The following is a 12,357-nucleotide window of genomic DNA, read 5'->3' on the forward strand; positions in this document are numbered from 1 at the left end:
AAGATGCGGGCACATCCTCCTTGCAGGTTTGCAAGTCTTCTGCATAGGGCAAAAACTTGAATCAAAGATGCCGCAAAGATAGGTATTCTTCGATTCTTACAATTCTTACTTTTAGTTATTTAATTAAAAATCAACAGAATTATGAGATATTTCAATAAGGCTATGTTAGTAGCCTCGGCTGCGCTTTGCCTGAACTTATCGGTCTTTTCTCAGAATATTACACTGAAAACCGGTAATGTAACGGTAAAGGAGGCGATGGAACAGTTGAAGAAGTCGTCAGGGTATTCATTTGTATTTTCATCTGAGGACTTGGATACCCAAAAAAATGTGTTTATATCTGTTCAAAATGGGAAAATAGAAGATGCGATTAAGCAAATTTTAGCAGGGCAAGACGGAATAACTTATCAGATTCAGAATAAGAAGATTATTTTAAAGAAAGGGACAAGTACAGCTACAGCTGTCACTTCTAAGGTAAAAGGACGGGTTGTTGATGCGAATGGAGAGCCGATTATAGGTGCAACTGTTAAAGAGAAAGGGACATCAAACGGTACAATCACAGATTTAGATGGAAATTTTGTTTTGGAAACAGGTAAAGGAGCTTTACTGGATATTTCTTATATAGGTTATCGTTCGGTAGAGATTGCATCTTCAGTAAAACCTCTTTCTGTGGTATTGAAAGAGGATACTCAGAATCTAGATGAAGTTGTTATTTTGGCTTATGGAACGCAAACAAAACGAAATGTAACGGGTTCAATGGAAACGGTGAAATTTGATGAGCTTGGCGATATTCCGGCAGCACAATTTGCGCAAAAACTTCAAGGTCAGATTACTGGAGTTCAGATTAATCAAGGGACTGGTGCTCCAGGACAGGGAATGAATATTAGAATTCGTGGTGCTGCATCTTTATCCACAGATTCAAGCCCATTGTATGTGGTAGATGGTTTTCCGATTGTGGGTGATATTAATAATTTGAACCCTAATGAGATAGAGTCAATGACCGTATTGAAAGATGCTGCTGCAACAGCCTTATATGGTTCGCGGGCTGCATTTGGAGTTGTATTGATTACGACAAAGGGAGCAAAAACAGGTAAAACAAACGTAAGTTTTAATGGATATTGGGGAGTTCAGGTTGTTCCTGAAAAAGGTAGGCCAGATATGATGAATGGAACAGAATGGGCACAATTCCGAAAAGAACATTATGAAGATTTAGGACAGCCTGTTCCAGAAGCTTTTCAAAATCCATCTCAATACGGAGAAGGATATAATTGGTATGATACAATGTTGAGGAATGCCTTAATACAAGATTATAATGTTTCTATTCAGTCTGGTTCTGAAAAACTTCAGAATTCAACTGTCTTAGGATATTTTAATCAGGATGGAGTGGTCTTAAACTCAGATTATAGACGTATTTCTTTGCGTTCTAATACATTGTATAAAATAAATCCCAAGATGAAGGTAGCCTTTAATATCGCACCTACTTATACTTTTGAGAATCGCCCATTAAGTGATGGAGCATTTTTTGGAGGTGGCGGCTTATTGGCTAATGCAAATTTAACTCCTCCCATTCTTCCATATCAAGATGAGGACGGAAATATGCCTGTATCTGTAACAACGGAGGGGGTTACTATGAATCCTACTCCTAACTGGGTACGCTCTATTCAGGATACAGAGAATGCATATAAAACATTGCGTATATTGGCTAATGCTTATTTTGAATATGAACCTGTTAAGAATTTAATTTTAAAAACTAGCATTAGTACAGATTTAGGGTATGAAGACAGACATTATTTTCAGCCTTCTACTGCTGGAAGGGCTTTTAATTCAGAACCAAGCGCTCTTAATGCTAATTTGAGGGAAGAAGATAATGATTATTATTCTTATCTTTCGGAAACGACAGCTAACTATTCAAAAAATTTTGGTGACCATCATATTGATGCCTTACTTGGATTTACTGTTCAAAAGTATCATGCTCAATATGGAGTTGTGTCTGGGTATAATTTTGCTGATGACCGTATTCAGACAATAAATGCTGCTTTAATAAAGAATAATCCAACAATGGATGTTCAAGAATGGAGTATGATGTCTTATTTGGGTAGATTTAATTATGATTTTAAAGGACGTTATTTGTTGGGATTTAGTATACGTAGGGATGGTTCTTCACGTTTTGGAATGAATAACCGCTGGGGTAATTTCCCTGCTATATCTGCGGGATGGTTAGTTAGTGATGAAGCCTTTATGAAGAAGCTTTCATGGGTTTCATTGTTGAAATTACGTGGTAGTTATGGAGTAATAGGTAATAATAATATAGGGAATTATACCCAATATAACACAATCAATATTACAAAAGGGGGAGTATTTGGGAGTACGGTTGTGAACGGAAGTCAGGTAACTAATTTGGGAAACTCAAATTTAGGATGGGAAAAAACAAAACAATTAGATTTAGGTATAGATTTTTCTTTCCTGAATAATCGTATTACTCTTACTTATGACTATTACAAAAAAATTACGGATAATTTGCTTTATTCCTTGTCTGTCCCAAGAGAATCGGGTTTTTCTACAATTACAGGAAATGTGGGTAAAATAAAATTCTGGGGTCATGAAATTAGTATTAACTCACATAACCTCGTGGGAGCTTTCAAATGGGATACTAATTTCAATATCGCTTTTAGTGATAATAGGGTGCTGGCTTTATCAGGTATGAGTGATTATATGCTGGCGTCTACAGGAATTGTGCAAACTATCACCAAGGTAGGAGGCAGAATAGGTCAATTTTATGGTATGGTACAAGAAGGGGTATATGTGGATCAGGCAGATTATGATAGCTCTCCGAAGGCTGTAGACTCTGAAGTTGGTACTATTAAGTTTAAAGATGTAAATGGAGATGGAAGTATAACTTATGATGACATGGGAGGAGACAAGACTGAATTAGGAAATCCATATCCTAAGTTTACTTTTGGGTTTACAAATAATTTTTCTTATAAGAATTTTGATTTATCTATTATTTGCTCAGGTTCTTATGGAAATAAGATTGTGGCTGTGAGTGAACAAGGAACAACCAATTTGGATGGTAACTTTAATGTATTGAAAGAAGTAAAAGACAGATGGCGTTCTCCCGAAAATCCAGGTGCAGGGAAATACGGAAAGAGTACTAGTGGTACAGGTCGTGAAAGAGATATTTTACATTCTAGGTTTATTTGTGACGGAAGTCATTTGACTGTTAAAAATATTACTTTCGGGTATACATTCCCTACTCATATTCTTAAGTATGTAAAGAGTTTACGTTTGTATGCAAGTGTACAACAACCGTTTGTTTTTACTAAATATAAATATGCAAATCCGGAAGTTGGGGTTGATTTTGACGGAAATGCTCCTAATGCGTTGTTGCAAGGTATAGATTTCTCTACTTATCCTATACCGCGGACATTTACTGTTGGACTAAATGTTTCATTTTAAAAGAAAAAAGTTATGAAAATTAGAGTATCTTTATATACAATATTATTTGCTTCATTATTAGGAAGCTGTGATAATTTCCTAGATATACCGTCTGAGACATCACTAAGTTCTGAAGTTTATTATAAATCACAAAGTGATTTTGAACAGGGAATAAATGGTGCGTATGCTTTGTTACGAGATTTATATAGTGGAAGTAATGGAGCATGGGCAATGGGTGAATTAAGGTCTGATAATACAACTTATGTGTATAATCCAACAGAAAGAGGAACAATCTCAGCTGAATTTGTAAAAGATTTTTTGGATGATGCGAATAACAGTGTTCCTTATCATAAATATGTGACAAATTATAGTATTATCTCTAATGTCAATTATCTTTTGGAACCAATAGATGGAGTTGATTTTGATGAATCTGTAAAGAATAATATTAAAGGGCAAGCATATTTTCTACGGGCTTTGGCTTATTTTGATTTGGTTCAATATTTTGGTTCTGTGCCTTTACATTTGACTCCAGTAAAGACCATGGAAGAAACAGCTTTGCCTTTATCAGAAGTAGATGCTGTTTATGAACAGATTATTAAAGATGCAAAACTAGCTATTGAGTTGTTGCCTGATAAAAGTAAACAAGAACTTGGACGGGCTACTTCTGGGGCAGCGAGAACTCTTTTAGGAAATGTATATATTGCTCGAAAAAATTGGAGTGAAGCTGAAAAAGTATTGAAAGAAGTAACCGGATATGATTTATGGGATAATTATGCGGATGCCTTTGAACCAGCCAATAAGAATGGAATAGAATCTATTTTTGAAGTTCAGTTTAAAGAAGGTAATGAAGGCTATGCAAGTAATTTCTTTTATGTATTTTTGCCACAACCTATTACTGCAGAAGAAGTTTCGGCTATCACTGGAATAAAAGAGAATTCTTACATTGTAGAAGGATATAATATTCCAACTCCAGATATTATTGCTGCTTATGAGCAAGGTGATGAAAGAAAGGATGCTTCTATAGGTTGGCTTACAGCATCAGGGAATCCATATCCTTATATAAAGAAATATTGCCATGCACATGCTCTAACGAATAATACGAATGATAATTGGCCGGTTTATCGTTATTCAGAGGTATTACTATTTTTAGCAGAAGCGTTAAATGAACAAGATAAAACAGATGAAGCTTTACCTTATTTGAATAAGGTTAGAAATAGAGCTGGATTGGATGATAGTCAGGCGACAGGGAAAGAAGCTGTAAGGAAGGCTATTTTACAAGAACGTCGGGTTGAGCTTGCTTTTGAAAATAAAAGGTGGTTGGATTTAACTCGTTCAGGAGAAGTCGAAACGGTGATGAAAGCGTATGGAGAGAGAGTGAAGTCTAATCCTTCTGCTTATTATTTCCCGGCAGGATATTCGGTTGCACCTAATTCTTATACGGATATTCGTATCTTGTTCCCGTTACCAGCTTCGGAGGCAGCGTTGAGTCCTTATTTTTAATTTATAATGAAAAACGAGACAGTATTATACTGTCTCGTTTTTAACCTATGAAACTTATGAAGTACCGATCTCTTTTTTGCTTATATTTTTTATGTAGCATGTTAATTTCTCCTGCACTCTCAATGGGGTTACAGAAACTAGAGGTAGAATATAATCAGTGTCCACTTGCTTTGGATGTGCCATCTCCTAGATTCGGCTGGCAACTTGTAAGCAATCCACACGAAAGAGGCATATATCAGACAGCTTATCAATTAGAGGTAAAGGATGAGGCTGGTAAGGTAGTCTGGAATTCCGGAAAAGTGCCAACAGATGTGTCTCAGCATGTGACTTATCAGGGAGATGCGTTGAAGCCGGCTACCCGTTATACCTGGAAAGTAAAAATCTGGAACAATAAGGGAGAAATTGCGGAAAAAGATTCTTGGTTTGAGACAAGCCTGATGACGTCTAATGATAAAGAAGGCTGGAATGGAGCGCGTTGGATTGGAGGCGGCGACGAGGATATGGTGCTGTATTCACATTATTTGCCAGTATTCAGACTGGATTGTTCATTTCAGATGAAAAAACAGGCCACGTCGCGCAAGATAGCCTTTGTGTATGGTGCTAACGATGAACGTCTGATGGACGCGAATAAGAACATCTATCACATTGCCAGTGGAAAGGATGAGTCATACATAAAAGTGGAGTTTGATTTGTCTCCTTTGAAAGACGGACGAAATGCCTGGATACATATTTATCGTGCCGGTTATCAGCCGGATGATAAACCTTCTGTTCCTTTGAAATCTTTTATGCTACCCGTTGATGTGCTGAATGCGAAGAATCAATATCAGCCGCATACGTTCTCTTTGTATTCCAATTTGGGCTTCACCACACTGAAAAAAGGAGAGGTGCAGATTGGAGAAGTGAATCTGAACCCGTTGGGGCAAGGAGGTGATTTTGTGGCTTTTCCGGTAGTCGGTGATGTGGGGTATGCGTTGGAGCATGCAACTGATTTTTCAGAAGTCAGAACGGATATTCGCAATTTTCGGAGTCCGGAGAACAAGTTAGCTTCTGTAACCTTGGATGCTACACAGTTGAATGGCGTAAAGAAGTGCTATGTACAGAATCCCAGCCGTAACGCTATGCCGATGTTGCGTACGGAGTTTGAGACTTCCTCTAATAAGGTTCGGAAGGCCCGTTTGTATGTTACCTCTCGTGGTATTTATGAAATGTATCTCAACGGACAGCGCGTAGGAGAGGATTATTTTAACCCGGGCGTGACACAGTATAATAAAACGCATCTGTATCAGGTATACGATGTGACGACGTTGATTGCGAAAGGAAAGAATGCTGTTGGAGCCATTTTGGCCGAAGGATGGTGGAGTGGAGGAGCAACTTATGCCGGAGAAAACTGGAATTTCTTTGGCGACCGTCAGTCATTGCTGGCACAGTTGGTTGTGACTTATGAGGATGGAAAGGTACAGACGATTGTAACTTCTCCAGATACGTGGAAGTATTTTAATCAGGGGCCTGTGGTGTATGGTAGTTTCTTTCAGGGAGAGGTATATGATGCCTTGAGAGAAAAAGCGATTGAAGGATGGACAAAAGCGGGATATGATGATTCGGCCTGGAAGAAAGCTGTAGAAGTCTCGCTTGGAGGTCATGTCAGTCGGTTAGGTGGAGGAACAATGCCTAAAGTCGATGATTATTCCAATTTCCACCTGATGGCTCAATACGGTCAGACGGTAAAGGCCATTCAGAAGCTGACGGCACAATCGGTAGAAGAGGTTCGTCCGGGCATTTTTGTGTACGATATGGGACAGAATATGGTAGGAGTGCCAGAAATCACACTCAAGGGAATGAAGGCAGGACAGGAAATCAATCTGCGTTATGCCGAGGTGAAATATCCCGACCTGCCGCGTTATGCCGGAAACGAGGGGATGGTTATGCTGGAAAATATCCGTGCAGCCATGGCGCAGGATAAATACATTACGAAAGGAGGAAATGAAACGATTGCTCCGAGATTTACCTATCATGGCTACCGCTTCATTGAGATTACGGGCATAGACAAAGCTTTGCCGCTGGAGGATGTGAAAGGAGTGGTGTTAAGTTCGATTGACGGACTGGCATCCAAGTATGAAACATCTAATGAGAAGGTTAATAAGTTGTGGCACAATATTGTGTGGTCTACTTATGCCAATTTCTTCTCCATTCCGACCGACTGTCCGCAGCGTAACGAGCGTTTGGGATGGGCGGGTGATATATCGGTGTTCTCCCGTACGGCCACTTACCTGGCAGATGTTCCGCAGTTCTTGCGTCGTTATTTGTGTGCCATGAGGGACGTACAGCGTGAGGATGGCCGTTTCCCGGATGTGGCTCCTCTAGGTGGCGGATTTGGTGGCTTGCTGTGGGGTAGTGCTGGTATTACAGTGCCGTGGGAAGTGTATCAGCAATATGGTGACAAGAGCTTGCTGGCAGAGCACTATGAGGCGATGTGCCGTTATGTGGATTATGTACGGACCAGGAATATCAATCCGGAGACGGGCATATTGGAACAGGAAAAGGTCTGGGGAAACTTGGGCGACTGGCTGGGACCGGAGGATAACAAGAATGACAAAACACTGATGTGGGAAGCATACTTCCTCTATGATTTGGACATTATGAAAAAAGTGGCTCAAATTTTAGGTAATAAGGAGGATGCGAAAAAGTTTGGGAAGTTGTATGACGAACGTAAGGCGTTCTTCAACCGTACATATATTGACCCGCAGACAACGAAAACGATTTCTTCTGGGGCAAACGGTCCGGAAAGGGGAAAATTGGTGGATATACAAACCTCGTATGTACTTCCTTTGTCTTTCGGCATTGTGAACCCGGAATGGAAAGAACAGTTTGCGGCTAATCTGGCGCATACGGTGCAGAGGGAGAATGTGGCAGACGATGGAAAGACTTATCCGGCTTATTCGCTGATGACGGGATTTATCGGTACGGCATGGATTAACAAGGCACTTTCGGACAATGGATATGATGAGGTGGCCTACAACTTGTTGCAACAGACGACTTATCCTTCGTGGCTGTATTCTGTGGAGCAGGGAGCTACGACCATTTGGGAACGCCTGAACTCGTATACGCATGTCGACGGATTTGGCGAGAACAACCGGATGAACTCGTTTAACCATTATTCCTTTGGAGCCGTCGGGGCATGGATGTATGCCTATTCACTGGGTATTATGCGGGATGAGAACCATCCGGGATTCAAGCATTTTGTGCTTTGTCCGAAGGTAGACCCTACAGGAAAGATGACTTTTGCCAGAGGATATTATGATTCGCTGTATGGACGTATAGAAAGTGCATGGGAAGTGAAGGATGGAGAGGTGAGGTATTCATTCACTGTTCCGGCTAATACCAGTGCAACACTTTATTTGCCTGCTGCTTCAATGGATAGCGTAACTGAAAATGGTCGCGCGTTACAAGCTGGAAAAGAGGGTATAAAAGAAGTGACATATCAGGATGGAATGTGCAAGGCGGAATTGTTGTCGGGAACTTACCATTTTGTAGTGAAATAATTCTCGGCTATACATCGGTATAAAACAAAACAACCTCCTTCTGCTTGCTGTGAGCAATTCTTCAGCGCAGAAGGAGGTTGTATTTTTATTCTCTTCCGAATTTTTTTCGGTAGGATTGTGGGGTGTATCCTGTGTATTTCTTGAAAACCTTGGTAAAGTAAGGTATATCGTCAAAGGTCAGGTAATAGGCTATTTCTTTGGTGCTTCGCTGGGTGGTGGCCAGCAAATCTTTGGCCTGCTGGATTTTCAGTTCCTGAATGTAGTGTGCCGGAGAAAGGCCGGTATACTCTTTGAATAGTTTCCGGAACCAGGAATAACTCATGTGCAGAGAGTCGGCAACTTCTTCCGGACCGATGCCTTTTAACAGGTTCTCGCGAATGAATACCTTGGCTTTACTAATCTGTTCGGTGGCTTTGTTGTCGAACTCGTAGTTCTGCGAGTAGTACATGGTCATGCCTAAGATAAGATTGGCAATACCGGCCAGATATTGCTGGCAGGCTGCCTTTTCTTCCATGGCCACTTGAATGGCTTGTTCGTAAAGTTTGACGATGCTGTCCTGCACACCGATGTGATATACAATCTGGTCTTTCGCAAAAAAGTTGTTTTGAAAACGGCTGTCCATGTTGATTCCCTGAAATCCGATCCAGTATTCCTGCCAGCCGGTTTTTTTATCGGGGAAATAGCTGTGCCATACGTGAGGCTGGAGAATCAAGATGTCTCCTTCCTTGATTTCGATGAAAGTATCGGGAGAGGTATAGAAATAGCCTTTTCCGTGCGTGATGTATAATAGCTGGTAGCTGTCCAGCACACGGCCGCGTGAGGGAGTGAAATAAAAGGCATCCGGATGTCCGGTACGAGGTGGGTACACCGGGTAATTGGGTGGTATGGGTTCCGAGCCTACGGTGTCCACGGTAATTCCCCAGTCTATATCGCGCGGACTCCGTACCAGATATTTATAGTTTACGCTGTTCTTTTCCATTTTTTGTCCCTTTCTTCGCAAAGATAAAAAATCCCTGATAAACTCCTGAATTTTCGTCGGCAGGAAAAATCAAAAACTTATATTTTAAAGTCATTTCTTCCGCAAGAAGGGAATTTTTTCTTTCTACTTTTGTCACAGTAGTTAACCAAATAAACTTTTAGCATGGATTCCAAATATTTTATTGCATTTGATTTAGGAGCAACTAGCGGAAGAACCATATTGGGGACGCTGACCGGTGATAAATTGACACTGGAAGAAGTTACTCGCTTCCCGAACCAGATGCTGCAACTCAACGGACATTTTTACTGGAATATTTTTTCCTTGTATGAGAATTTAAAGAAAGGCCTGGCTGCCGTGGCACAGAAAAAAGTGCCTGTCACTTCTATCGGTATCGATACATGGGGAGTGGATTTTGCTTTTGTGAACGAGGAAGGGGCACTGATAGGCCTTCCGTATGCGTATCGTGACCCGCAGACTATCGGTAAGAAGGAAGAGTTCTTTGAAAAGGTGATGTCGGCAGATGAGTTGTATGGAAAGACGGGAATCCAGCACATGGATTTCAACAGTATTTTCCAGTTGTACACTTTGAAACAACGGAAGGACTTCGGGTTGACACACGCCAGTCGTCTGCTCTTCATGCCGGATGCACTTTCTTACTTGCTGACTGGAAAGATGGTGACAGAATATACCATTGCATCTACTTCTCAGTTGCTGAATCCGGAAACACGCAAATTAGATGAAAAATTGTTGGAAGTTCTGGGTGTCAGCAAATCCTTGTTTGCGGATATGGTAGAACCGGGAGCTAAGGTCGGTATGCTGACCGAGGATTTGTGTGAAGAACTTCAGATAGAATCTGTTCCGGTAATTGCCGTAGCCGGACACGATACAGCTTCTGCCGTAGCGGCTGTACCGGCTGCCAACAAGAACTTTGCTTACCTGAGTTCAGGTACATGGTCATTGATGGGAATTGAAACAGATGGTCCGGTTGTGAATGAAAAGACAACTCACTATAATATTACGAACGAAGGAGGAGTAGACGGTACCATTCGTTTGCTGAAGAATATCACAGGTATGTGGATTGTAGAACAATGTCTGAAGAAATGGCATAAGGAAGGAACGGATTATACGTATCCGCAGATGGTGGAACTGGCTCAGAATGCTCGTCCGTTTGCCTGCTTCATCAATCCGGATGATCCGGGATTTACCAATCCACAGGATATGCCTAAAGCCATTTGTGAGTATTGTGCACGTACGGGACAGAACGCACCGCAGACACATGGTGAGTTTATCCGTGCCATTTTTGAGAGTCTGGCATTGAAATACCGTGAGGTACTCGATGTATTCCGTGAACTTTCCGTAAATCCGATTGAAAAGTTGCATATCATTGGAGGAGGTTCACGCAACAAACTGCTGAATCAGTTTACTTCAAATGCCATCGGCTTGCCGGTTGTGGCCGGACCGAGCGAGGCATCTTCAATTGGAAATATCATGCTTCAGGCTAAAGCAGCCGGAGTAGTAAGTACATTGCAGGAAATGCGTAACGTGATTTCCGTCAATGTGGAACCGGATTATTTCTCACCAGCAGATGCGGAAGTGTGGAATGAAGCTTATCAGAAATATATATCAATCATTAAAAAATAATTTGCCATGAAAGAACAACAGATTATCAATGCGTATGAAATAGCTAAAGAACGCTATGCCAAATTGGGTATCGATACAGATGCCGTAATGGAAACTTTACAGTCTGTACCTATGTCTATGCACTGCTGGCAGGCAGACGATGTGACCGGATTCGAATCACAGGGTTCACTGACCGGAGGTATTCAGGCTACCGGAAATTATCCGGGAAAGGCTCGTAACATTGAGGAATTGCGTGCAGATATCCTGAAGGCTGCTTCTTACGTACCGGGAAAACATCGCTTGAACTTGCACGAAATCTATGGTGAATTCGGCGGACAGTTTGTAGACCGTGACCAGGTAGAAGTAAAACATTTTGAAGGCTGGATGCAGTGGTCAAAAGAAAATGACATGAAGCTGGATTTCAACTCTACTTCTTTCTCTCACCCGAAGTCTGGAAACTTGTCTTTGTCAAATCCTGACAAGGCTATCCGTGATTTCTGGATTGAACATACTAAGCGTTGCCGTGCCATTGCTGAAGAAATGGGTAAGCGTCAGGGCGATCCTTGTATCATGAACTTGTGGGTACACGATGGTAGCAAGGATATTACCGTAAACCGTATGAAGTACCGTGCATTGCTGAAAGATTCTTTGGACCAGATTTTTGCACAAAAGTACGATCACATGAAGGACTGCATCGAATCAAAAGTATTCGGTATTGGTCTGGAAAGCTATACAGTGGGTTCTAACGACTTCTATATTGGCTATGGTGTACAGAACCAGAAACTGATTACACTCGATACCGGTCACTTCCATCCGACAGAAAGTGTGGCTGATAAAGTTTCTTCTCTGTTACTCTATGTACCGGAACTGATGTTGCATGTAAGCCGTCCGGTTCGTTGGGATTCAGACCATGTAACTATCATGAACGACGATACACTCGATTTGTGCAAGGAAATCGTACGTTGCAATGCGTTGAACCGTGTTCACATCGGTTTGGATTACTTCGATGCATCTATCAACCGTATCGGTGCGTATGTAATCGGTATGCGTGCTACACAGAAGTGCCTGTTGCAGGCATTGCTCGAACCGCTGAACACGCTGCGTGACTATGAAGAAACAGACCGTGGCTTCCAGCGTCTGGCATTGCTCGAAGAATGCAAGTCATTGCCTTGGGGAGCTGTATGGGATATGTTCTGCTTGAAGAACAATGTACCTGTAGGCGAAGAATACATTGCTGAAGTAGAAAAATACGAAGCGGAAGTAACCTCTAAGAGAAATTAATCTTAC

General features: G+C 41.4%; 7 protein-coding genes. 5 read left to right on the top strand and 2 right to left on the bottom strand.

Annotated elements, in window-relative coordinates; genetic code table 11:
* The first annotated feature begins 141 nt into the window (after positions 1-141).
* The 3 genes from BACPLE_RS06855 (at position 142) to BACPLE_RS06865 (ending at position 8,471) form a co-directional block, all read left to right on the top strand.
* A complete protein-coding gene (locus tag BACPLE_RS06855) occupies positions 142-3,453 on the top strand; it encodes a TonB-dependent receptor (protein WP_007560187.1) in 3,312 nt (1,103 codons plus the stop codon).
* A gap of 12 nt (positions 3,454-3,465) precedes the next feature.
* Positions 3,466-4,932, top strand: a complete 1,467-nt coding sequence (locus BACPLE_RS06860; RefSeq protein ID WP_007560189.1) for a RagB/SusD family nutrient uptake outer membrane protein — start codon at positions 3,466-3,468, stop codon at positions 4,930-4,932.
* Between the two features lie 122 nt (positions 4,933-5,054).
* Entirely contained in the window at positions 5,055-8,471 is a 3,417-nt protein-coding gene (locus BACPLE_RS06865; RefSeq protein WP_007560191.1) for an alpha-L-rhamnosidase, read from the top strand.
* Positions 8,472-8,556: 85 nt separating this feature from the next.
* Here the strand turns inward: BACPLE_RS06865 and BACPLE_RS06870 are convergent, their stop codons facing one another.
* Both BACPLE_RS06870 and BACPLE_RS19425 read right to left on the bottom strand, forming a co-directional pair.
* Positions 8,557-9,450: an AraC family transcriptional regulator gene (locus BACPLE_RS06870; protein WP_007560193.1), complete on the bottom strand. Its 894-nt coding sequence runs from the start codon at positions 9,448-9,450 to the stop codon at positions 8,557-8,559.
* Positions 9,425-9,586: a hypothetical protein gene (locus BACPLE_RS19425; protein WP_007560196.1), complete on the bottom strand. Its 162-nt coding sequence runs from the start codon at positions 9,584-9,586 to the stop codon at positions 9,425-9,427. Before BACPLE_RS19425 ends, BACPLE_RS06870 begins: the two co-directional genes overlap by 26 nt.
* 26 nt (positions 9,587-9,612) lie before the next feature.
* On the opposite strand from BACPLE_RS19425, the gene BACPLE_RS06875 reads away from it, so the two are divergent.
* Both BACPLE_RS06875 and BACPLE_RS06880 read left to right on the top strand, forming a co-directional pair.
* On the top strand, positions 9,613-11,091 hold the full coding sequence (locus tag BACPLE_RS06875; protein WP_007560197.1) for a rhamnulokinase: 1,479 nt from the start codon (positions 9,613-9,615) through the stop codon (positions 11,089-11,091).
* A gap of 6 nt (positions 11,092-11,097) precedes the next feature.
* On the top strand, positions 11,098-12,351 hold the full coding sequence (locus BACPLE_RS06880) for an L-rhamnose isomerase (protein ID WP_007560199.1): 1,254 nt from the start codon (positions 11,098-11,100) through the stop codon (positions 12,349-12,351).
* Positions 12,352-12,357 lie beyond the last annotated feature (6 nt).

The organism is Phocaeicola plebeius DSM 17135, from assembly GCF_000187895.1.
Lineage (GTDB): Bacteria > Bacteroidota > Bacteroidia > Bacteroidales > Bacteroidaceae > Phocaeicola > Phocaeicola plebeius.